Genomic DNA, 22,727 nt, shown 5'->3' with positions numbered 1-22,727 from the left:
TCATGCGTCTTCGACGTATCAGCGTCACCGGCGCGGTGGGGGTACTCGCCGCCGCACTGTTGACAGTGCCGGCCACGCCAGCCTCGGCCGTACCGGGTGATCTGCAGGTGATCCCGGCGCTGAAGCAGTGGACGGCGGGCACCGGCAGTTACACCTTCGGCACCACGACCCGGATCGTGGTCGATCCCGCCTACACCGCCCAGCTCAACGACGACGCTGCCACCTTCGCCGCGGACCTACGGGACCTGACCGGCCGCACCGTCCCGGTCACCACCGGAGCGGCCGCCACCGGCGACATCCGGCTGACCCTGGGCGGCAGCCAACCCGCCGAGGGTTACACCATGACTGTCGGGTCGAGCATCGCCATCCAGGGCTCGACCGACGCCGGCGCCTTCTACGGCACCCGGACGGTGCTGCAACTGCTCAAGCAGTCCAGCACGGTGCCGGCCGGCACGACCACCGACGCCCCGACCAAGTCCGAACGCGGCATGATGGTCGATGTTGGCCGCAAGTACTTCACAGTCGACTGGCTCCGTCGGCACGTCAAGGAGCTCGCCTACCTGAAGATGAACCGGTTGCACCTGCACCTGTCCGACACGTTCGGATTCCGGCTGGAGAGCACCACCCACCCGGAGGTGGTGTCGGAGCAGTTCTACACCAAACAGCAGATCCGCGACCTCATCGCCCTGGCGGCCCAGTACCACATCGAGGTCATTCCCGAGATCGACATGCCCGGCCACATGAACGCCATTCTGGCCGACCACCCGGACCTGCAGCTCGCCGACACCAACGGCAACCGCAACCCCTACTACCTCGACCTGTCCAAGCCGGGCGCCTACACCCTCGCCCGGGACCTCATCACCGAGTTCCTGCCGCTGTTTCCCGGCCGGTACTGGCACATCGGTGCGGACGAGTACGTCGGCAACTACGCGGCCTACCCGCAGCTGCTGACCTACGCCCGCGCGACCTACGGGGCGAACGCCACCGCGAAGGACGCCTACTACGGCTTCATCAACTGGGCCAACGACATCGTCCGCGCAGGCGGCAAGACCACCCGCATGTGGAACGACGGCATCGGCACCGACGGCACCATCCGGCCGGCGTCCAACATCCACGTCGAGGTCTGGTACAACTACGGCATCACCCCGCAGGCCCTGCTGGACCGTGGGCACACCATCTCCAACCAGGCGTGGGATCCGACCTACTACGTTCCCGCCATCAGCAAGCCGAACGTGACGTGGGCCTACGAGACCTGGACCCCGGACCGCTTCCAGGGCAACACCACCGTCGGCGACACGTCCCGCAACCTCGGCACTGTGCTGCACATCTGGTGTGACTACCCGGACGCGGAGACCGAGGACCAGATCGCGGCGGGCATCCGGACCATCCTGCGTGTGATCGCCCAGCAGACCTGGGGGTCACCGAAGCCGGTCGCCACGTACACCGCCTTCGGCGCGATCATCGACCGCATCGGCCGGGCTCCCGGCGGCCCGGCGGTGGCGACCGGCAACCTGGCGACGAACCGCCCGGTGACCGCGTCGTCGACCGAGACGGCCAGCTTCCCGGCCTCGGCAGCGGTGGACGGCGACATCAGCACCCGCTGGTCCTCGGCCTACACCGACCCGAGCTGGATCCAGGTCGACCTCGGCAGCAGTCAGGAACTCTCCCGGGTCGCACTGCGCTGGGAGGCCGCCTACGCGCGGGCGTACCAGATCCAGACCTCCACCAACGGCACCACCTGGAGCACCGCGGTGACCGTCACCGCCGGGGACGGCGGCACCGACGAGCACCTCGTCAACACCACCGCCCGCTACGTCCGCATGCAGGGCACCGCACGCGCCACCACCTTCGGCTACTCCCTCTGGGAGTTCGAGGTCTACGGCCCGAAGAAGGGCGTCATCACCGGCGCTGCCAGCGGCCGTTGCGTCGACATCCCCGGCAGCAACACCACCGACGGCACCGCGGTCAACCTCTGGGACTGCAACAGCGGCGCCAACCAGACGTGGACCCACCGCAACGACGGCACCCTCACCGCGCTGGGCAAGTGCCTGTGGCCGGCGAACGGGAGCCTCACCGACGGCACCACGATCGTGATCGGCACCTGCACCACCGCCACGACCCAGCGGTGGACCTACGACACCGCCACGAGCACCTACCGCACCGGCGGCAAGTGTCTCGACGCCAACGGCGGCGCGACCGCCAACGGCACCCGCCTCATCCTCTGGCCCTGCACCAACGGCGCCAACCAGCGCTGGAGCACCCCCACCGCCTGAACCACCGATGGAGGCACGATGCAGCACGCCATCCCCCCGCCATCCTCATCGGCAGCACGGCCACGGCGACTCGTCGTGCCCACCATCGTCCTGGCTCTGATCGCCGCTGCCGTCGCCACGGTCGGGGGCCATCCGGCCCCGGCCGGGGCGGCGGTCCCGGCCGACCCGACCTACACCGATGCCGCCGGCCTGGTCTTCCCCGGCCCCCAACCGGGCGCGGCGACGGCGTCGCTGTCCGGCGGCAGCTTCACCCTGGCCAACGCGGCGCTGTCGACCACGTGGAGCGTGCTCGGTAGCACGGTGTCGCTGACCCGGTTCGACAACCGGGCAGCGAACACCACGGTGCCGATGAGCCTCCGTGGGCTCTTCACCCTCACCCTCGCCGACGGCAGCACCATCACGACGGCGAACACGACGGTCTCCGCCGGCCCGGTGGTCAGTGACCTGCCGGCGAACGCGGCGTCGGCACGGCTCGCGGAACGTTTCGCCGGCAAGGCGGTCACCACCACCTTCCGGTACGGCAGCGGGGCGCGGACCCTCGACGTGCAGTGGCAGGTACGGCTGCGCGGCGGCGCCAACTCCGTGCAGCACAGCTTCACTGTGCGCTCGGTGGCCGGCACGTTCGACGTGACGTCGCTGCGCCTGGTGGAACTCAACCTGGCAAACGCACGGGTGCGCGGCAACGACGACGGCAGCCCGGTGGTGCACGGCACGGCCGGCGGCGAGACGGTGTTCGTCGGCATCGAGAACCCGATGGCCAAGGCCACCGTGAACGGGTCCGCCGTCGACATCGCGGTGCCCCGTGCCGGGGACCTCACCTCCGGCGCGTCATGGGTGTACACCGCCTCCACCGGTGTCTCACCCGCCGGGCAGCTACGCCGCTCGTTCCAGTACTACCTGCAACGCGAACGCGCTCACGACCGCCGGACGTTCCTGCACTACCAGAGCTGGCTGGACCTCAAGCCACCCGGCGAGGTCATCAACAGCGCCGAGCTGACCCGGGCCGTCAACCTGTTCGGCACCCAGCTGCGCAACCGCGGCGCCACCATCGACAGCTTCTGGGTCGACGACGGCTGGGACTATCTGCGTTCACCACGGGTCGACGAGACGAACCTGAACGTCTGGTCGTTCGACCCGACCCAGTTCCCCACCGGTTTCGCACCGCAGAAGGCCGCCGCCGCGCAGTACGGCGCATCGATGTCGGTGTGGATGTCGCCGTTCGGCGGGTACGGCACCAGCGCCGCCACCCGCCAGGCCATCAACACGAGCAAGCCGGCCGACCAGCGGCTGGAGACCCACAGCGGCGGTCAGTTCAAACTCGGGGGCAGCCGCTACTACGACCGGTTCCGGTCGGTGGCCTTCGACATGATGGACAACCAGGGGGTACGCGGCTTCAAGCTCGACGGCATCGGCGGCGGGCTCTACCAGTCCGGCCCGAACGCGAGTTACATCGCCGACTACGAGGCACTGCTCGGGCTGACGGGGGATCTGCGGGCGCACCAGAAGGACGTGTTCGTCAACGCGACAGTCGGCACCTGGGGCTCGCCGTACTGGTTGTGGTACGCCGACTCCATCTGGCGCGACGGGCACGACGCGTCACTGACCGGTGCGGGCAGCGCCCAACAGCGCTACGTCAACTATCGCGACTCGGAGACGTTCCGCAACGTCGCCACCCAGAACCCGCTGTTCCCGATCCCGAGCCTGATGAACCACGGGGTCATCTTCTCCGACCGCACACCGCAGTTCACCGCCGACTACGACCTCACCAAGCCGAGCGTCCAGGCGGAGGTGTCGCAGGACATCCGCGCCTACTTCGCGCTCGGTCTGAGCCTGCAGGAGCTGTACGTGCGCAACACGCTCGTCGACGCCAGCAGGCCGGGCGCGGCCTGGTTCTGGGACACCGTGGCGACCAACGCGAAGTGGGCCCGCGCCAACCAGGGACTGCTCAGTGACGTGCACTGGGTCGGCGGTGACCCGGCGGCAGGCGCCGTCTACGGCACGGCCGCCTGGAACTCCTCGGCCGGGGCGTCCAGAGGCATGCTGATGCTGCGTAACCCGTCGGCGTCCACGCAGAGCTTCACGGTCAACCCGCAGACGGTCTTCGAACTGCCCGGCGGGACCCACCAGCGGTACAAGTTCACCGAACGCGACGGACGCCGATCCGGCTTCGTGTCCGGTCCCGCCGCACCGGTGAGCATCACGCTGGCGCCGTTCGAGGTGGCCGTCTTCCAGGCCGCACCGACGGACGAGGCGATCGGCGGCGGAGACAGCCCGCAGCTGTCGCGCGCCCGCTGGACCGCAACGGCGGACAGCGTCGAGACGGTCGGCGAGAACGGCGCCGCCGCCAATGCCATCGACGGCAACCCCGCCACCATCTGGCACACCCGCTACGTCGGCGGTGTCGCCGCCATGCCGCACCAGATCACCATCGACCTCGGCGGCACCTTCCGCATCGACAAACTCGACTACCTGCCCCGCCAGGACGGTGGCACCAACGGCACCATCGCGGACTACCAGATCCAGACCAGCACCGACGGCACCACCTGGACCCAGATCGCCGCCGGCACCTTCGGCTCCGGCAGCACAGTGAAGTCGGCGGTCTTCGCGCCCACCACGGCCCGGCACGTACGCCTGCGCACCACCCGCGCCGCCAACGGCGCCGGGTACGCCTCCGCCGCCGAGATCAACCTGTACGGCTCGACGGCCTGACCGGTCTCTCTGCCGTTCCGGGGCGACGCTGGTGTCGCCCCGGAACGGCAGGATCGACGGCAACGCGCCCTATCGGGCGAGAACATGGGCGAGGACCGTCACGCCGCCCGTCACGACCAGCGCGCTGCCGGCGGCCAGCAGTGCGGCACCCTCCGGCTGACCCAGTTGGGTGGGCAGTCGGACGGTCCGATACCGACGCCGCGCCAGGACGGCAACCACGACGGCGAGCGGAGCGCAGGCCAGCACAAGTCCCGCCGCGAACGGATGGCGCGGCACCAGTTCCCGTCCGACGGCCACCAGCACGGTGGCCGTCGCCAACGCCGTACGAAGCCACGCCAGCAGGGTGCGTTCGGCCTGTGCTCCCCGGTCGGCGAGCCGTGGTGGCTCAGTCACATCAGCACCACGACATCAGATCAGCACCGACATCAGATCAGCACCACGACGAGGATGGTCAAACCGGCCACGACCGCCCCCGCCGCCGCCACGACCGCGACGGGAGTGGACGGCAACGGCAGTTGGAGCCGCAGCGCCCGTTCGTTGCGGCTCCAACGAGGGAACGCCTCGACGGCCACCCCGACGGCGAGCACCGCCAGCACGGCCGCTGCCCACTGCGAGCCTTCCGCGCCGAAGGCCTTGACCGCCGCGGCGGCCACCATGAGGCCCAGCGCGGTCCGCAGCCACGCGAGGAAGGTGCGCTCGTTGGCGAGGGTGAACCGGGGGTCCGGCTCCGTGCCGACCCCGTAGACGCGGCGTGGCCAGCGACGGTCGGGGCGGCCCGGGCCGGCCGGCGCGGGAGGTGCCTCGTCCGTCACCCGCTGACCGGTGCCGGCGGCTGCCACGGGAGGTCGCCACACTCCCGCTGGACGCGGGCGAGTTCCTCGACGAGCGCCGCCCTGATCCGCGCGTACGCCGGGTCGTCGTAGACGCTGCGCATCTCCCACGGGTCGGCGTGCAGGTCGAACAGCTCCCACTCCGGCTCCTGCGCCGTGGTGGAGGTGCCGGGCAGACCCAGCCCGTCGGCGTAGTAGTAGACCAGTTTGTGGTCGTGGGTGCGTACGCCGTAGTGCGCCCACACGTGGTGCTCATCGTCGTCGTGTTCCCAGTAGCGGTAGTACACCGACTGCCGCCAGTCGTCGACGTCCTCACCGCGCAGCAGCGGTCGCAGTGAGCGTCCCTGCATGCGGGAGTCGGCCGGCACGTCGGCGTAGTCGAGGAACGTCTGGGCGAAGTCGACGTTCATGGCGAGCGCGTTGGTGGTGGAGCCGGCCGGGATCTCCGCCGGGTAGCGGATCAGGAACGGCATCCGCAGCGACTCCTCGTACATGAACCGCTTGTCGTACCAGCCGTGGTCACCGAGGAAGAAGCCCTGGTCGGACGTGTAGACGACGATGGTGTCGTCGGTCAGCCCGTGCTCATCGAGATAGTCGAGCAGGCGGCCGACGTTGTCGTCGACGCTGGCGACGCAGCGCAGATAGTCCTTGATGTAGCGCTGGTAGGTCCAGAGGGCGGCCTCGTCGGGGTCCAGGTGTGGCGGCAGCATCTCCTTGATGTCGTTGGCGGTCAGGTCCCGGTCCACCCGCATCCGGGCGGCCCGGGCGGCGGCGGCGTGCCCCGAGTGGTCGTCGTCGAACGAGCCCGGCACGGCCACGTCGTCGACGTACATGTCGCGGTGCTTGTCGTCGGGCTCCCAGTTGCGGTGTGGCGCCTTGTGGTGCACCAGCAGGCAGAAGGGTCGTTGCGGGTCGCGCTGGTCGAGCCAGTCGACGGCCAGGTCGGTGATGATGTTCGTGCAGTAGCCCGGACGGACCTGCTCGGTGCCGTCCATACCGATGAAGACGGGATCGCGGTACCGCCCCTGGCCGGGCACGACCTCCCAGTAGTCGAACCCCCGGGGGTCGTGCTCCGGGCCGTGCCCGAGGTGCCACTTACCGACCAGGGCCGTCTGGTAACCGGCGCGGCGCAGCAGCTCCGGGAAGACGAGCTGCCTGTTGTCGAACTCGGTCGACAACGTCTGCACGCCGTTGACGTGGTTGTAGGTGCCGGTGAGGATGGTGGCCCGGCTGGGCGCGCACAGCGAGTTGGTGCAGAAGCAGTTCTCCAGGAGAGCACCGCCGGCCGCGATGCGGTCGATGTGCGGCGTCTCGTTGATCTTGCTTCCGTAGGCGCCCACCGCGTGCGCGGCGTGGTCGTCGGCCATGATGAAGACGATGTTGGGCCGCACGTGCTGATCCTTTCTCACGCGACCCGCCTCAGGACGCGTACGCGGCGGCGTCGTAGTAGGTGCTCGGGTCGACAGCGTTCGGCAGCTTCCCCAGGTCCTTGAAGAGGCCGTTGAGGCCGGTGAGCCAACCCGCGACGGTGCCGTCGGTGGACTTGGCGGCGAGCTCGGCGGACGGCAGGAACCGGGCGTTGGCGGCCTCGGCGCGCAGTTGGTCGATCGGGGCCGACTTGAGGAACTTCGCGGTGACCTCGACAGCGCGGTCCAGGTTGGCGGCCCGCTCGTCGTTGGCGGCACGCAGCACCGCGAGCACCTTCTTCACCAGGTCCGGCTTGCCGGTCACCACGTCGTTGCGGCCCACATAGGCGGACGGGAAGCTGATGGCCGGGTAGAAGTCGTCGTTCTTGGCCAGCTCGGTCAGCTTCGGCACCCGCTTGCTGATGGTGCCGATGAGCGGGTACCAGATGCCGGCCGCGTCGATCTGGCCCGACCCGAACGCGGTGACGACAGTGCTCGGGTCCATCGCGACCTTCTGGACGTCGTCGATGGAGAGGCCGGCGCTCCGCAGGGCCAGCCGCACGATCATGTCGCCGGAGGTGCCTTCCGGCACGCCGACCTTCTTGCCCTTGAGCGCGGCCATGTAGGTGATGCCCGGCTGGGCGATGACCCGGTCGGCGAAACCGAGCGAGTTGATGGCGATGACCCGGGCCTTGCCGGAGGCCGGCAGCCACATCGCGCCCGGGCCCAGGTAGCCGAAGTCGAGGTCGCCGGCGCCGAGCGCCTGCACCTGCAGGGGGCCGTTGGTGAAGACCTTGAGGTCCGGCTTGAGTCCGTGTTCGGCCCACAGTTTCCTGTCGTCGGCGATCGCCATGAGGCTCGCGCCGGTGAAGTCGGCGATGTAGCCCAGCTTCACCGGCTCGTTGCCGGAGCCGCCGGTTCCGGACTGGTCGTCGTCGCCGCAGGCGGCGAGGGCTGCGGCGGTGCCGAGGCCGGCGATGCCGGTGAGCAGGGATCGACGGGAGAGAGGGCTCATTGCGATGCACCTTCCTGAGGGGTCTGGTGGTAGACGGCGCGCCAGACCCGATTGCGGATCCGGGAGAATTCCGGTGACAGGCGAACGGCTTCGGTGCGTGGGTACGGCAGGTCGACGTCGATGACCTCGTGCACCCGGCCGGGCCGGGCAGCCATGACGACGACCCGGTTGGCGAGGTAGACGGCCTCGTCGACGTCGTGGGTGATGAACATGACGGTGCGTCGCTCGGAGCCCCAGGTGGCCAGCAGCTGATCCTGCATCTGCACCCGGGTGAGGGCGTCCAGGGCGCCGAAGGGTTCGTCCATGAGCAGGACGCCGGGGTCGACGGCGTACGCGCGTGCGATGGCGCATCGCTGCCGCATACCGCCGGACAGCATCCGGGGCAGCGCGTCGGCGAAGTCGGTGAGGCCCACCAGGTCGATGAAGTGCTGCGCCCGTCGCCGCCGCTCGGCCCGCCCGACCTTGGCGATCTGGAGACCGAACTCGACGTTCTGGCGCACGGTCAGCCAGGGGAACAGCGCGTACTGCTGGAAGATGACGCCGCGTTCCGGGCCGGGCCCACGCACCGGTCGCGAGTCGACGAGCACCTCACCGCCGGTGGGTTCGACCAGGCCGGCCGCGATGTTCAGCAGTGTCGACTTGCCGCAGCCGGACGGGCCGACCACTGTGACGAACTCGCAGTCGGCGATGTCCAGGTCGACGTTCTGCAGCGCGTGGAACGGTTTGCCGCCCACCTCGAACGTGCGGCTGGTGGAGCGGAAGGAGATCTTCTCGGTCATCGACGTTCCTGCCATCCGGTGAGGCGCTTCTCCGCGGTGAGCAGGAGCCGGTCCATGATCAGGCCGAGCACACCGATGGTGATCAGGCCGACGAAGATGCTCGGCAGGTCGTAGTAGATCTGCGCCTGCTGCATGCGGTAGCCGAGGCCCTCCTGCGCGGCGATCAGCTCGGCGGCCACGAGGGTCGCCCACGCCGCGCCGAGGCCGACGCGCATGCCGACCAGGATGAACGGGGTGGACGCGGGGACGATGACCCGGCGGAACACCACGGCGTCGTTGGCGCCGAGCACCCGGGCTGCGTTGATCATGGTGCGTTCGACGCTCACCACGCCCTGGAACGTCGACACGACGCAGGACAGGAACGCGGCCAGGAAGATGACGAAGATCTTCGGCGTCTCCCCAATGCCCATGAGCAGGATGGCCAACGGGATGACGGCCAGGGGCGGGATCGTGCGGAAGAACTGCACGTAGGGCTCGATCAGGCCACGTGCCGTCCGGTACCACCCCATCAGGAAGCCGACCGGAATCGCGAGGGCGGTGCCGAGCGCGAATCCGATGAGCACCCGGCGCAGGCTGGCGAGGCTGTCGTCGAGCAGGGTGCCGTCCATGGCGAGTTCACCGGCGCGGACGGCGACCGCCTGCGGCCCGGGAAGGCCCGACACCCCGACCCGCGCGAGCACGGTCCAGATGCCGATGCCGAGCACGACGGCGATCACGTTCCACGCCAGCAGTGGTACGGCGCGGCGTGGTGGCGACGCCGTGGGGGTGGTCTCCGACCCGCGGGTCCGGGGCGGTTGAACGTCTATCGGCACGGTGGCCCTCCGTAGCCCAGGTCGGATTGGAGCGCGCCTTCCGGGTGGGCGGCGCTCAAGGTAAGGGAATCTTTGGTGACCGGACTAATCATGTCAACCCTTCGGACTAAAATTGCCGAGCTGGCGGCACTGCCTCGATTTATAAGACATCGGATGTCTGGTGACCAGCAACCCTAGGGTGACGGCGCTGCCGTGACAACGCCCCGCCCACCCCGCCGTGGGCGCCTGATATTGTGCGACGCATTGACTAAATTGACGACTCTCGTCAGACTGCGGCGTACCGAGCCACCCCAGCCGCCCGGCGCTCCGGGCGACGGCACAAGGAGTCCCATGTCGATTCCACGCTCCCGCCACAGCACCGGATCGAGACGCCGGCGCATCGCCGCCCCCCTCGCCCTGCTGATCGCCGCGACGCTCGTCGCGCCGGTCACCTCCGGCACGCCGGCCGCGGCCGCCGCCGCGCCGGTGAACCTGGCCCGGACCGGCACCGCCACCGCGTCGAGCGTCGAGCTCGACCGGGCCGACTTCGTCGCCGCCCACGTCAACGACGGCGACCGCAACACCCGGTGGTCGTCGAAGTACCAGGACGCCAACTGGGTGCAGGTACGGCTGGCGACCCCTGCCACTGTCGACCACGTCGTGCTCGCCTGGCCCAACGCGTGCGCCCGTGACTTCACACTGCAGACCTCGACCAACGGCACCACCTGGACGGACGTCGCCCGCGTCCAACGCGACACCTGCCCCCGGACGGACGTCATCGCGGTGAGCTCGGCGCAGCCCGTGTCCCACGTGCGCATGCAGGGGCACCAGCGGTGGGCGGGTTACGGCTACTCCATCTCCGAATTCGAGATCTGGAACGAGACGGCGCCCGCACCCGCGCCCTCGCTGGGCCTGCTGCCCAAACCCGTGTCCATGACGGAGAACGGCGGCACGCCGTACACGCTGAACCGGAACACGCCCATCGTCGCGGTCGGGGTGCAAGCGACCGCGCCCGCGACCTACCTCGCCGGCCTGCTACGACCGGCCACCGGGTACGGCCTGCCGGTGGTCACCCAGAGCAGCGCGCCCGCGCCCATCGTCGTCGAGGTCGGCGCCGGCAAGGGCCCCGCCGGGCAGGCAGCCGAGGGGTACCGCCTCGTCGTCACCACCACGAAGGTCCAGATCAGCGCCGACACGGCGAACGGCGCACTCAACGGCGTGCAGACGCTGCGGCAACTCCTCCCCCAGTGGGTGGAGTCCGACACCGTGGTCGACGCCACGTGGACCGTGCCGGCGGTGACGATCTCCGACTACCCACGCTTCGCCCACCGCGGGATGATGCTCGACGTCGCTCGCAGCTTCTACCCGATGAACGAGATCAAGGCGTACATCGACGGCGCCAGCCAATACAAGATCAATCGCCTGCACCTGCACCTGACCGACGACCAGGGCTGGCGGATCGCCCTCGACAACCCGGCGAGCAACCCGGCGGGCATCGACTACGGCCTGCTCACCACGGTCAGTGGCCGTACCGCCATGACCTACAACGACAGCGGCCAGCTGATGGGCACCGAGCTGGGTGTCACCGGCTTCTACACCAAGGCCGACTACGCCGAGATCGTGCGCTACGCCGGCGTGAACGGCATGACGGTCATCCCGGAGATCGACATGCCGGGGCACACCAACGCGGCGCTGCACGCCATCCCCCAGCTGAACACGACCGGCGCCCAGCCGAAACCGGCCGCCGGACAGCGGACCGCCCCGGCCAACGGCACCGGCAACGTCGGCTACTCGACGTTCGACTCGGCCAGCACGACCACGTACGAGTTCGTCACTCAGGTCCTGACCCAGATCGCCGCCATGACGCCGGGGCCGTACCTGCACATCGGCGGCGACGAGGCCCACGTGACCAGCCACGCGAACTACACCACGATGGTGAACGCCTTCACCTCGACTGTCGCCTCGCTCGGTAAGACGGTGGTCGGCTGGAACGAGTACGCCGGCACGACGCTGCCCCAGAACAGGGCCGTCGTGCAGTACTGGAACGGCGACCGCACCGCGGTGGCCAACGCGGTGACCGGCCGCGGCGCCCAGGTCGTCCTCTCCCCCGCCCCCCACACGTACGTGCCGCAGAAGCAGGACTCCCGTCAGCCGCTCGGTGGCACCTGGGCGTGCGGCGGACCGTGCGGGCTGGACCGGCACTACAACTGGGACCCCGGCACCTTCATCCCGAACATCGCCGAGACCAGCGTGCTCGGGGTCGAATCGGCGCTCTGGGGCGAGTTCATCCGCCGCATCGGTCAGGCGCAGTACTACAGCTTCCCGCGCCTCGTCGCCACCGCCGAGGTCGGATGGACGCCGCAGGCGCAGCGCAGCTACGCCGACTTCACCACCCGCCTGTCGGTGGCCGGAGGCCGGTTGACGGTCCAGGGCATCAACTTCTTCCCCACCGCCGACGTCGCGTGGCGCAAGCAGGCGATCGGTCGTCCGGCCACCGCGGTCGTCGGCGCACCGGCCGGCGCCACCTGGACGGTCACCGCCCCCGGACTCCGGTCCGCCGACCTGGCCACCACGGTCACCTGGAGCGACGGGCGGGTGGAGGCGCTCACACCGACCGCCACGCGCGACCCGAGCATCCCCGCGATGCAGATCAACAGCGCGTTCACCGTGGTGTCCCGACGCACGTTCGGCGCACCGGGGACGTACACCGGGAGACTGTCGGCGCGCTCGGCCGGGGCTTCCCCCGTCGAGGCGGCGCTGACCGTCACGGTCCGAGCACCCTGACCACCGGCCGGCGCCGTCACCTCGCGCTGGTGACGGCGCCGGCCACCGCGCCCGTACGCTGCCGCAACGACATTGGAAACGAGGCATCGGTCATGATGGTCCGGTGATCGAACGCCCGGATGCCATGCAGCGTGTGCGGCTGGCACACACCGAGGTCCTGCTGGCTCAGCTCCGCAGCGCCGGCCCGCTCAGCCGGGCCGAGCTCATCCGGCTGACCGGGCTCTCGCGTACCACGCTGTTCGACATCATCGGCGACCTCATCGCCCGCGGTGTGGTCGTCGAGCGCGAGCCCGCGCTGTCCGGCCACCGGGGCCGGGGCCGGCCGTCCACGACCGTCAGCCTCAACCCGTCCGCCGGCCGGATCGTCGGCATCGACCTCGGCCGGGCGACGATCACCGTCATCGTCGCCACCCTGGGCCACGACATCCTGGCCCGGGGCAGCCGACCCATCACGCTGACGGCGGGGCCGGCCCGACGAGCCAACTCCGCGATCAAGCTGATCGACGACCTCGTGCAGCAGCACGACATCGACCTGCGGGCCCTGGAGGCGATCGGCCTCGGCCTGCCCGGCCTGGTGGCGGGTCGGAGCCGTTCGGCCGGCGACAGCGGCAGCAGCCCCTCGGTGGCCGCGAAGCAGGTCAGCACCCGAATTCAGGACCGGTACGGCGTCGCCGTCGTCACCGACAACAACTCCCGACTGGCCGCGCTGGCCGAAGGCACCTGGGGGGCGACCCGTGACGTACGGGACGCCATCTACGTCCGGTGGAGTGACGGCGTGGGCGGCGGGCTCATCGTCGACGGCCGGCTCGCCCGAGGCGCGCACGGCGCGGCCGGCGAGATCGGTCACGTCAGCGTCGAGCCCGACGGCGACCCCTGTCCGTGCGGCGGCCGCGGCTGCCTTGAGCTGCTGATCCGCCCGTCGGCGCTGATCGAGCAGTGCGCCCGGCGCGGTGTCACAGTCGCGGACCCGGCCGACCTGGTCGCGCGGGCAATCGCCGGCGAGCCGATCGTCTCCGACGTGGTGCGGCACGCCGCGACGCTGCTCGGCCGGGTCCTGTCGGGAATGGTGGTGCAGTTGGACCCGGGCAAGGTGGCCATCGGTGGCACCCTCGCCCATGCCGGTGAAGCGGTGCTCGAACCGGTCCGGACGGCCATCGGTCAGCTGGCGATCCCCGGACACACCCGCCGCCTGGACGTCGTGACGGCCCAGTTCGGCGACGAGGGCGGCGCCCTGGGCGCCGTCGCGGCCGCCCTGCGGCTCAACATGTCCGACCCGCTGCCGGCCCTCCCCACGACATAGAACCAGCGCGGCGGCCGGCCGGCTACGGCGTCGCGGGCAGGAGCGTGAGCAGTCGTTCGACAACCCCGGTCACCGCGTCCCGTCCCGCTGCGAGGTAGCGGCGCGGGTCTCGGGACTGCGGCAGGGCCTCACGGACCGCGTCGGTGAACGCCACGTTGAGGGCCGTACCGACGTTGATCTTCACCATGCCATGACCGACCGCGGCGCGGATCTGGTCCAGCGGCACCCCGGAGGAACCGTGCAGGACCAGGGGCACGGGTACGGCTTCGCGGATGGCGGCCACCAGGTCGAGATCCAACGAGGCGGTGCGGTCGGCCATCGCGTGCGAGCTGCCCACCGCGACTGCGAGAGCGTCGACGCCGGTCTCGGCCACGTACCGGGCGGCCTCGGACGGGTCGGTGCGGACGCCGGCGGTGTGGGCGCTCGCCGGAGCGTCCGGCTTACCGCCGACGTAGCCGAGTTCGGCCTCCACCCACAGCCGGTGGTCGTGCGCCCACTCGGTCGCCTTGCGGGTGGTCGCCACGTTGGCGGCGTATGCCAGCGCGGACCCGTCGACCATCACGGAGCTGAAGCCCGAGTCGGGAGCCTGCTCCAGCAGACCGATGTCGTCGACGTGGTCCAGGTGCAGCGACAGGGTCGCGCTGGACCTCCAGGCGACCTCGGCCGTCGCCGCTGCGATGGCCGACAGGCCCGAGTGGTAGCGCGCCGCGTTCTGGCTGATCTGCAGGATCGCCGGCCGGCCGGCACGCTCCGCCGCGGCGGCGATCGCCTGGGCGTACTCGATCGTGATCACGTTGAACGCGAGCACGCCGGTGCCGGCGGCCCGGGCCGCCGCCACCAGGTCGGCGGTGGGCACGAGGGTCATCAGTGGTCCTCAGGCAACCGGCGCGGTCAGGACGACGGACCGGGTGAGCAGCCGGGGCTGGTCCGGGTGCAGGCCACGACGGTTCGCGAGCTCGACCGCGAGCCGCTGCGCGGTGGTGAGGTGCGCCATGGCGTCGACGTCCTCGTGCACGACGATCGCGCCCGTGGCGGCCAGATCGTCGCGGAGGCCGGGCACCACCGGCCCGAAGATCCAGACCACGGACCGGTGGTCCACCACGCTGATCGGGCCGTGCCGGAACTCCATCGCCGGGTACGACTCGGCCCACATCTGTGCGGCCTCCCGCAGCTTGAGGGCCGCCTCGTGCGCCAACCCCACGGTCCAGCCGGTGCCGAGGAAGGTGAACTGGCTCCGACCGACGACGTCCGGGTCGACCGGCGTGTTCAGCTGGGCCCGCGCCTGTTCGATCGGCTCGGTCAGGTCCTCTCCGAGGCCGGCGCGCCAAGCGGCGAGCGCGGTCGTGGCGAAGCGGGTCTGCACCACCGACTGTTCGTCGGCGAAGTCGAGGACGACGCAGTCACTCACGAGCCGGCTCACCGGCCGGTCGGCATCGGTCGTGATCACGGTCGAGCGACTGCCGCGCGGCAGCTGCTCAAGGAGCCGGATCACCTCGGTGGTGGTGCCGGAGCGGGTGATGGCGACGACGCGGTCGTACCGCCGCCCGGAGGGAAACTCCGAGGCGGCGAAGGCGTCGGTCTCCCCCTGGCCCGCCGACTCGCGCAGCGTCGCGAAACTCTGCGCCATGAAGTACGACGTGCCGCAGCCGACGACGGCGACGCGCTCACCGGGCTGGGGCAGCGCCCGCGCCACGCCCGGCTGGGCGACCAGGTCCGCGGCGCGACGCCACGTCTCGGGTTGGGAGGCTATCTCGGAGGCGACGTGCGACACGGTTCCTGCTCTCTGTCGGTGCGGTCTTCTTCCAGCTTTTCCACTGTGGTTCCGGGCAGCAGCCGGGAAGCCACGTCGTCGTCGTACTCGCCCGCCCACGGGCAGGCGACGGCTGCCGCCGAGACGGCCGCGCCCTGGGCGAGGACATCCCGCCAGGGCGCGCGGGTGAGGAGCCCGTACGCGAGCACGGCCGCGAGGGCATCGCCGGCGCCGGTCGGGTTACCGGGCACCCGTTCGGGCGCACGCACGCTGTAGGCGGCCCCGCCGGTGACCGCCACGAATCCGTCCGCGCCGCGGGACACCACGCCGGCGGTGGCGCCAGTTTGGACGAGCCGGTGCGCCACCGCCACGGCGTCCTCGCGGGTGCGTACCGAGCGGCCGAGCAGGTCCGCCGCCTCGTGGGCGTTCGGTTTCGCCAACGCCGGTCCAGCGGCCAGGGCATGCCGCAATGCCGGGCCGTCGGCGTCCACGATGGTCTCGGCCCCGGCGGCTCGCGCGATGGTGACGAGATCGGCGTACGCGGTCTCGGGTACGCCCGGCGGCCGGCTGCCGGACAGCACCACCACCCGCGCGGCCCGCACCCGCTCGGCGAACGCGTCCCGGAACGCCGCCCACTGCGCCCCGGTGACGTGCGGGCCAGGTTCGTTGAGGACGGTCGCCGTGCCCTGCGCGAGGACCGTCACCGTCCGACGGGTCTCCGCGCTGAGGCGGGTGAACTGCGCCGGCACGCCGGCCGCCGCCAGTTCCGCTTCGATGTGCTCGCCGGAGGCACCGCCGAGCAGACCCAGGACCACTGTCTCGGCGCCCAGTTGACGCAGCACCCGGGCGACGTTCAGACCCTTGCCCCCGGCACGGGCGACCACGCCGGTGACCCGGTGCGACGTATCCGGGACCAGTTGGGGAACGGTGTAGGTGATGTCCAGGGCCGGATTGAGCGCCACCGAGATGATCAGGTCACCCCGACCGGGGGCCCGGGGCGGGTCTTCGATCGTCATCTGGCCGCCTCCTCCGGCGGATGCCGGCTACACGAGCACGCATGATCTTTCGTGACATCCGAGTGCCTGCATCAATCAGGATGTTGCAGACCCTAGGATCTGACCCTACTGCCGTCAAGGTCTCCCAACCCGCCTGGGGCCGGTGTACACCGTTGGGTCGCCCCACGGGCGCGAGGATCAGCGAGGAGTGGTGAGGCGTCGAAGTCGGTTGGCGAGCTGCCACGCGGACGACACGAATATTGCAGAAAGTTGCACAGATCTCACACCTCAGACGACAGCACGACGGCCCAACCGGGCGTCGGGGCGCCCTTGACGAGTATCGATAAGGCTCGTAAGTTCGTCCGACATCTGACGTAGGACAATCCCCCCGCTGTCCGAAGGACAACCATGACCACAGGAATCTCCCGCCGCGCGGTCGCTGTGGCGGGTGCCGCCGGTGCCCTCGCCGCCGTCGCGCCGCCCGGTCGGGCCGACGCCGCGATCGTTTCGACGTCCCTCCCGGTCCTCGGCGTCACCGACGACTGGAACGCCGTCCTCGCCCGCACGCCCCAGGTGCAGCTCACACCCGGTGCCACATACACCCTTACCGCTCCTGTCGCGCTCCCCGATCGCTGCGTCATCGTCGGCAACGGCGCGACGGTCACCGTCGCCAACGATCAGTCCGGCGCCCTGTCCATCGCGGGTCGCAGCAGTGTCACCATCAGCGGAGTCCACTTCCTCGGACGCCAGGCCAGCCCGGTCGACTCAGCACCGCAGTTCGCGCACGTCGGCATACGGATCAGCCGCAGTACCGGCGTCCGGATCCTGGACTGCGACTTCACGAACTGGCGCGGCGCCGGCCTGGCGGTCACCGGGTCGACGGCGGACGACTACTTCGGCTACCGGCTCAAGGTGAGCGGCAATGCCTTCCACCGCTGCTACTTCGGTGTCTCGATGGCGGACCGCAGCGAATACTCGCAGTTGACCGCGAACAGCTTCACGTCGTGCCGACTCGCCATCTGGAACTCGTCCGGGAACTGGACGATCAACGGCAACGTCGTCGTCGGTTGCTACGGCGCCTACTACTCGTTTGCCCAGACCAGCCCATACGGCGCTCTCACCAGCGACAACTGGGGGCACGGCAGCCTGACCGGCAACACCGTCAACCACTCCAACGGCGGCGTGCCCGTGCGGTGGAGCACGGCGTTGGCCTTTCCGATCGGCGGGGTCGACCGCAATCCCGGCACCGGCGTCGTCGTCGACGGCGTCCTGCCGCCGACCTTCACCGGCAACACCCTCTGGTACAGCGACATCCGCGCCACGAACCTGCTGGGCACCCGCTGGATGCTGTCCGGCTGCACCCTGTCCAATCTCGCCGTCAGTTGCACCGGCTCCGTCCCGGTGCACCTGGTGGGCACGCAGGCCAACAGCGGCAACCTGCCCCTGTTGCAGGGCAACGTCAAAGATCTTCTGCCGCTCTGAGCGTCACCCGACCGGAGGTAGGCGACAGTGTTCCCATCCCGCAAACAGCGTCTTCTTTTCGTACTCGCCGCCCTGCTGGCCGGCGCGGGGCTCCAGGTTCCGTCGGCTGCGCACGCGGCCAACCCGGCACCGCAGGTCGCGCCGAGCGTCCGGGAATGGACCGGCGGCACCGGCGTCTACACGTTGACCGCCACCTCCCGGATCCTGGTGGACCCCGCCCACACCGCCCAGTTGTCGACGGCCGCGACCGCGTTGCGCGTCGACCTCGGCGCGATCAGCGGTGTCGACGTACCTGTCATCTCGTCGGCGGCGCCCGCGACCGGCGACATCCTGCTCACCCTCAGCACGACGGACGCCGGCATCGGCGACCAGGGATACCTGCTGACCGCCGGCCCGAACGTCGTGGTCCGAGGAAACGCGGCGGCCGGCGTGTACTACGGCACCCAGACGCTCCTGCAGATGATCAAGCAGAGCTCGACGGCGACCACAGTGCCGGCGGGAACGATCCGGGACTTCCCGCAGTACCGGGAGCGCGGGTTGATGCTCGACGTCGGCCGGCACTTCTACGAGATGGACTATCTCGAGAGCCTGCTGCGCCGTATGGCGTGGCTGCGCCTGAACACGCTGCGCATGCACTTCACCGAATGGAACGGCTTCCGGCTCCGCAGCGACCGGTACCCCGGTCTGGCCTCTGCCCAGTCCTACAGCAAGGCCGACCTGCGCCGGATGCAGGATGTCGCCAAGCGGTACCACGTCACCATCGTTCCCGAGATCGACCTGCCCGGGCATGCCACCACGATGACGACGTACGACCCGACGACGCGGTTCACCTGCCCGTCGATGGACTACGCGCCCTGGCCCGGCGGATCGAACGGCGGTTGGACGCTCAACCTGACCAAGGACTCCGCCCGGACGTTCGCCATGAACCTGCTGTCGGAGTTCGTGCCGCTCTTCGACGGCCCCTACTTCCACATCGGCGGCGACGAATACCAGAACGACGCCGCCAAGAACAGCTGCCCCGAGCTGGTCAGCTACGCACAGGCACGCGGCTTCCCCTACACCGGCGACGTCTTCACCGAGTTCATGAACCTGATGAACGACAAGGTGCGGTCGTACGGCAAGACAGCCCAGCTCTGGAACTGGTGGGAGACGAACGGCCAGCAGACCAGCATCAAGCCGTCGACCAGCATCGTCCTCACGCCGTACACCGGGTCGCTGAACTACTTCTACAACCTGGGCTACACGGTCGTCGGCGTTCCGGAGAGCACCCTGTACGTGACTCCCGGCCTGAACCTCTACGTCAACACCAAGAACGTGTACGAGAGCTGGACTCCGGACACGAACGCGAAGGTCAACGGCTACAAAATCGCGCGCTGGTCGGATGCTGTGGAACACCAGACGGACGAGTGGTTCGACCAGTACGCGAAGCGGCCGACGGAGGTCCTCGCCGAGCGTCTGTGGGGTGGCCCGCGGTCGAGCACCGCGGAGGCGTTCTTCACCCGCGTGGACGCGATCGGGGACGCTCCGGGCGTGCCGAGCGTGGTCCAGGTCAACGACAACACCACGGGAACCGGCGACAACCAGTTCAGCTACTCGGGCACCTGGCAGTACGGGACCAACGGCGCCCGCCAGTTCCAGGGCGACGACCACTACAGCAGCACGCTCGACAGCGCGTACCAGGTCCGGTTCACCGGAAACAAGGTCAAGCTCTTCGCCGCCAGGGCGGCGAATCACGGGCGGGCCGGCGTCTCGATCGACGGTGGCCCGGAGACGGTGGTCGACCTGTACTCCCCCACGCGGGTGGACCAGGCGATGGTCTTCACCAGTGGACTGCTCGCCCAGGGCTCGCACGTCCTGCGGGTGCGGGTGCTGAACAGCAGGAACGCCAGTTCGTCCGGCACCGCGGTCACGGCGGACAAGGTCGAGGTGTCCCGGGCGGCGACGCCGGCCGCCGCGTTCGACCCGTCGACCGAGTACCGGGTCGTCAACCGCAACAGCGTCAAGGTGCTTGAGGTGCCGGTCGGCAGCGGGGACGGCGGTGGCGCCATCCAGTGGTCGAGCAACGGTGCGGCGCACCAACGGTGGACTCTCGTCGAGGCCGGCGGCGGCTACCACCGCATCGTCAACCGCAGCAGCGGCAAGGTGTTGGACGTGTCCGGCTCATCCACCGCCGACGGAGCGCGCGTCGTGCAGTGGACGAGCCACGGCGGCGCGAACCAGCTGTGGAGCGTCATCCCGGCCGGCACGCACTACAAGATCATCAACAGGAACTCCGGCAAGGCGCTCACCGTGGCGAATGCCGCGACCAACGACGGTGCCGCCGTCGTCCAGTCGACCTACCGCGGAGGTACCGAACAGCAATGGACCATCACCCGATGAACGGCCGTTCGACGGCGCGTCCGGGCCTGGCCGCCCGGGCCGGAACCGCCGCCGCAGTCGCGGTGGCGCTTCTGCTGAGCCTGCTGATGCCGGCGTCCGTCGGACACGCGGCAACGGCGACGCTGAACTATCCGGTCAACCAGGCGTTCAACGGCAGCAGCACCTTCCTCGACAGGTCGGCCGACCTGTCCGGCGTTGCGAACCTGACCCAGGGGGCGATCGCCGTCCGGTTCCGGTCCACGAGCACCGCCGTCGCGAAGAGCTTCTTCAGCGCGTCGCACACCGCCGACGACTCCAGCAACCTGTCGTTCTCCCTCAACGGCGGCTCCGTGTACTTCGAGAACCGGGAGAACGGGGCGTACGCCACCCAGGTGACGTCCACCGGCGGCCCCTACAACGACGGCGTCTGGCACACCGCCATCCTGACCGTCGGAGCCGAGGGCACCCGGCTCCACGTCGACGGGACGCTACGCGCCACACACCCCTCCACCCGGTTCTTCTCGAACGTCCGCGACCTCAACGGCATGTGGATCGGCCGCAACGTCGACGCGCAGGGCGCCCAGTGGCACTACAGCGGTGACCTCGACTACGTGCGCGTCTACGGCACCGTCCTCTCGGCGGGTGAGATCAGTGATCTCAGCATGCGTATCGACTACACGATCCCGTTCCTGGACCTGAAGGACGACACACGCCGTCAGGTGCTCACCGACCGCCAGGCCGGGCAGTACCTCGGGCACCCCGACACCGTCCTGCTCGACGACGGACGCACGATGTTCGCCGTCTATCCCATGGGCCACGGCACCGGCCAGATCATCCTGAAGCGCAGCGACGACGGTGGCCGCACCTGGACGGGTCGGCTCCCCACGCCCGCGAGCTGGGCCACCAGCAAGGAGACACCCACCCTCTACAAGGTGGTGAAGCCGAACGGCACGACCCGCTTGCTGCTGGTCAGCGGACTTCCGGCGAGCCCGGGCGGGTTCAAGACCGCGTACTCCGACGACAGCGGCCGGTCGTGGTCTGAGTTCACCCATCACTTCGCCGACGCCGGTTTCAGCGGCTTCGTGGCCCACGCCACCCTGGTCCGCCTCAAGAAGGCCGACGGGTCCTGGGACTTCCGGTACATGGGCGTCTTCCACGACGGCGGATACAACAACTGGAAGACCTACCTGACCTTCGACGCCGCCGGCAACGCCGTCTGGAGCACGCCGGCCCGGCTCCTCGCCGCGCACAACACCATCGAGAAGTACGCCGGCCTCTGCGAGATCGAGATCATCCGCTCGCCGAACGGTCGTCAGCTCGCGCTGCTCGCCCGAGCGCAGAACAAGCGCACGAACGCCATGGTCGCTTTCTCCGACGACGAGGGAAACACCTGGACCGAGCCGCGCGAGATGCAGGGCGCCCTCATGGGCGAGCGCCACGCCGCGACGTACGACCCGGCCACCGGTCGGCTCGTCATCACCTTCCGCGACATCATCCGCAACAGCGTGAGCAACACCGGGGCGTGGGTGGCCGGCGACTGGGTGGCCTGGGTCGGCACGTACGACGACCTGGTCAACTCCCGCGAGGGGCAGTACCGCGTCCGGCTGCTGGAGGACTTCACGCCCTCGGTCAAGAGCGGCGACACCGGCTACGCCGGCAACGTGGTGCTGCCCGACGGCACGTTCGTGCTCACGTCGTACGGATACTTCGACCCGCTCGACACGAGCTACCCGTACATCATGACCACCCGGTTCAGCCTCAAGGAACTCGACGCCCTGAGCGGCTCGTTCGACCCGAACGCGAACTACACGTTCACCAACCGGGCCAGTGGAAAGGTCCTGGAGGTCGCGGTCGCCGCGCCGGGGGACGGTGGCGACGCGGTGCAGTGGGCCGACAACGGTGCCCTGCACCAGAAGTGGTCGATCGTTCCCGTCGGGGACGGGTACCACCGCATCGTCAACCGCCGTAGTGGCCGCGCCCTCGACGTGGCCGGCAACTCGACCGCGGACGGCGCCGACGTCATCCAGTGGACGTACACGGGTGCGGCCAACCAGCAGTGGCGCATCACGCGGGTCGGCACCCACTTCACCATCACGAACCGCAACAGTGGTCGAGCGCTCGATCTCGACGGAACGATCACGGACAACGGCGCGGACGTCATCCAGCGGACCGCCACCGGTGCGACCCGCCAGCAGTGGTCATTGTCCTAGTCCCGTTTTCGGTCCCGGTTCTGACCGTGGCCAGTCGGACAGGGC

At 69.8% G+C, this 22,727-nt stretch carries 16 protein-coding genes; 7 read left to right on the top strand and 9 right to left on the bottom strand.

Going from position 1 to position 22,727, the window contains the following annotated elements:
* The first annotated feature begins 2 nt into the window (after positions 1–2).
* Positions 3–2,273: a family 20 glycosylhydrolase gene (locus tag CLT68_RS15130; protein ID WP_099851622.1), complete on the top strand. Its 2,271-nt coding sequence runs from the start codon at positions 3–5 to the stop codon at positions 2,271–2,273.
* 75 nt (positions 2,274–2,348) lie between these two features.
* Positions 2,349–4,982 carry a discoidin domain-containing protein gene (locus tag CLT68_RS15125; RefSeq protein ID WP_158240886.1) on the top strand — a complete coding sequence of 878 codons (2,634 nt, stop codon included), beginning with the start codon at positions 2,349–2,351 and terminating at the stop codon, positions 4,980–4,982.
* 69 nt (positions 4,983–5,051) lie between these two features.
* On the opposite strand, the gene CLT68_RS15120 is transcribed toward CLT68_RS15125, so the two are convergent.
* From CLT68_RS15120 to CLT68_RS15095, 6 genes are read right to left on the bottom strand one after another with little or no spacing between them, the layout of a single operon-like run.
* Positions 5,052–5,375: a DUF202 domain-containing protein gene (locus tag CLT68_RS15120; RefSeq protein WP_099851619.1), complete on the bottom strand. Its 324-nt coding sequence runs from the start codon at positions 5,373–5,375 to the stop codon at positions 5,052–5,054.
* A 32-nt stretch (positions 5,376–5,407) separates the two neighbouring features.
* Positions 5,408–5,794 carry a DUF202 domain-containing protein gene (locus CLT68_RS15115; protein WP_099857185.1) on the bottom strand — a complete coding sequence of 129 codons (387 nt, stop codon included), beginning with the start codon at positions 5,792–5,794 and terminating at the stop codon, positions 5,408–5,410.
* Positions 5,791–7,203, bottom strand: a complete 1,413-nt coding sequence (locus tag CLT68_RS15110) for a sulfatase family protein (protein WP_199177051.1) — start codon at positions 7,201–7,203, stop codon at positions 5,791–5,793. The genes CLT68_RS15115 and CLT68_RS15110 overlap by 4 nt, the downstream gene beginning before the upstream one ends.
* A gap of 28 nt (positions 7,204–7,231) precedes the next feature.
* Positions 7,232–8,233: an aliphatic sulfonate ABC transporter substrate-binding protein gene (locus tag CLT68_RS15105; RefSeq protein ID WP_099851617.1), complete on the bottom strand. Its 1,002-nt coding sequence runs from the start codon at positions 8,231–8,233 to the stop codon at positions 7,232–7,234.
* A complete protein-coding gene (locus CLT68_RS15100) occupies positions 8,230–9,012 on the bottom strand; it encodes an ABC transporter ATP-binding protein (RefSeq protein WP_088946950.1) in 783 nt (260 codons plus the stop codon). The genes CLT68_RS15105 and CLT68_RS15100 overlap by 4 nt, the downstream gene beginning before the upstream one ends.
* The gene (locus tag CLT68_RS15095; RefSeq protein WP_197699591.1) at positions 9,009–9,824 is read right to left on the bottom strand and encodes an ABC transporter permease; all 816 of its coding nucleotides are present in this window, start codon (positions 9,822–9,824) and stop codon (positions 9,009–9,011) included. The genes CLT68_RS15100 and CLT68_RS15095 overlap by 4 nt, the downstream gene beginning before the upstream one ends.
* Before the next feature lie 330 nt (positions 9,825–10,154).
* Here CLT68_RS15095 and CLT68_RS15090 point away from each other — a divergent pair, with 330 nt between their 5' ends.
* Together CLT68_RS15090 and CLT68_RS15085 are read left to right on the top strand one after the other, a co-directional pair.
* Positions 10,155–12,587, top strand: coding sequence for a family 20 glycosylhydrolase (locus CLT68_RS15090; protein ID WP_099851616.1), 2,433 nt, complete (start codon positions 10,155–10,157; stop codon positions 12,585–12,587).
* A 103-nt stretch (positions 12,588–12,690) separates the two neighbouring features.
* Entirely contained in the window at positions 12,691–13,887 is a 1,197-nt protein-coding gene (locus CLT68_RS15085) for an ROK family transcriptional regulator (RefSeq protein WP_199177050.1), read from the top strand.
* A 22-nt stretch (positions 13,888–13,909) separates the two neighbouring features.
* Here CLT68_RS15085 and CLT68_RS15080 read toward each other — a convergent pair whose 3' ends face one another.
* The 3 genes from CLT68_RS15080 to CLT68_RS15070 are packed head-to-tail and all read right to left on the bottom strand — an operon-like array spanning position 13,910 to position 16,653.
* On the bottom strand, positions 13,910–14,752 hold the full coding sequence (locus tag CLT68_RS15080; RefSeq protein WP_099851614.1) for a class II fructose-bisphosphate aldolase: 843 nt from the start codon (positions 14,750–14,752) through the stop codon (positions 13,910–13,912).
* Positions 14,753–14,761: 9 nt separating this feature from the next.
* Positions 14,762–15,658 carry an SIS domain-containing protein gene (locus CLT68_RS15075; RefSeq protein WP_099851612.1) on the bottom strand — a complete coding sequence of 299 codons (897 nt, stop codon included), beginning with the start codon at positions 15,656–15,658 and terminating at the stop codon, positions 14,762–14,764.
* Positions 15,634–16,653 (bottom strand): 1-phosphofructokinase, encoded by a 1,020-nt coding sequence (locus CLT68_RS15070; protein ID WP_486482175.1) that lies wholly within the window; start codon positions 16,651–16,653, stop codon positions 15,634–15,636. Before CLT68_RS15070 ends, CLT68_RS15075 begins: the two co-directional genes overlap by 25 nt.
* A gap of 387 nt (positions 16,654–17,040) precedes the next feature.
* Between CLT68_RS15070 and CLT68_RS15065 the strand changes: the two genes are divergently transcribed.
* The 3 genes from CLT68_RS15065 to CLT68_RS15055 are packed head-to-tail and all read left to right on the top strand — an operon-like array spanning position 17,041 to position 22,682.
* Entirely contained in the window at positions 17,041–18,114 is a 1,074-nt protein-coding gene (locus tag CLT68_RS15065; protein ID WP_099851611.1) for a right-handed parallel beta-helix repeat-containing protein, read from the top strand.
* A gap of 27 nt (positions 18,115–18,141) precedes the next feature.
* Positions 18,142–20,493 carry a family 20 glycosylhydrolase gene (locus CLT68_RS15060; protein ID WP_099851609.1) on the top strand — a complete coding sequence of 784 codons (2,352 nt, stop codon included), beginning with the start codon at positions 18,142–18,144 and terminating at the stop codon, positions 20,491–20,493.
* Positions 20,490–22,682, top strand: a complete 2,193-nt coding sequence (locus CLT68_RS15055) for an RICIN domain-containing protein (protein WP_158240885.1) — start codon at positions 20,490–20,492, stop codon at positions 22,680–22,682. The genes CLT68_RS15060 and CLT68_RS15055 overlap by 4 nt, the downstream gene beginning before the upstream one ends.
* The last annotated feature ends 45 nt before the right edge of the window (positions 22,683–22,727 follow it).

Source organism: Micromonospora sp. CNZ299 (genome assembly GCF_002754415.1).
Note: the sequence above shows the minus strand (reverse complement) of the source record. Positions and strands in the feature narration are given on the sequence as shown.

Bases quoted from the DNA above. Each gene is read 5' to 3' on its own strand.
- CLT68_RS15130 (WP_099851622.1), top strand. From the start codon at position 3: ATGCGTCTTCGACGTATCAGCGTCACCGGCGCGGTGGGGGTACTCGCC.
- CLT68_RS15105 (WP_099851617.1), bottom strand. From the start codon at position 8,233: ATGAGCCCTCTCTCCCGTCGATCCCTGCTCACCGGCATCGCCGGCCTC.
- CLT68_RS15100 (WP_088946950.1), bottom strand. From the start codon at position 9,012: ATGACCGAGAAGATCTCCTTCCGCTCCACCAGCCGCACGTTCGAGGTG.
- CLT68_RS15090 (WP_099851616.1), top strand. From the start codon at position 10,155: ATGTCGATTCCACGCTCCCGCCACAGCACCGGATCGAGACGCCGGCGC.
- CLT68_RS15080 (WP_099851614.1), bottom strand. From the start codon at position 14,752: ATGACCCTCGTGCCCACCGCCGACCTGGTGGCGGCGGCCCGGGCCGCC.
- CLT68_RS15070 (WP_486482175.1), bottom strand. From the start codon at position 16,653: ATGACGATCGAAGACCCGCCCCGGGCCCCCGGTCGGGGTGACCTGATC.
- CLT68_RS15065 (WP_099851611.1), top strand. From the start codon at position 17,041: ATGACCACAGGAATCTCCCGCCGCGCGGTCGCTGTGGCGGGTGCCGCC.
- CLT68_RS15055 (WP_158240885.1), top strand. From the start codon at position 20,490: ATGAACGGCCGTTCGACGGCGCGTCCGGGCCTGGCCGCCCGGGCCGGA.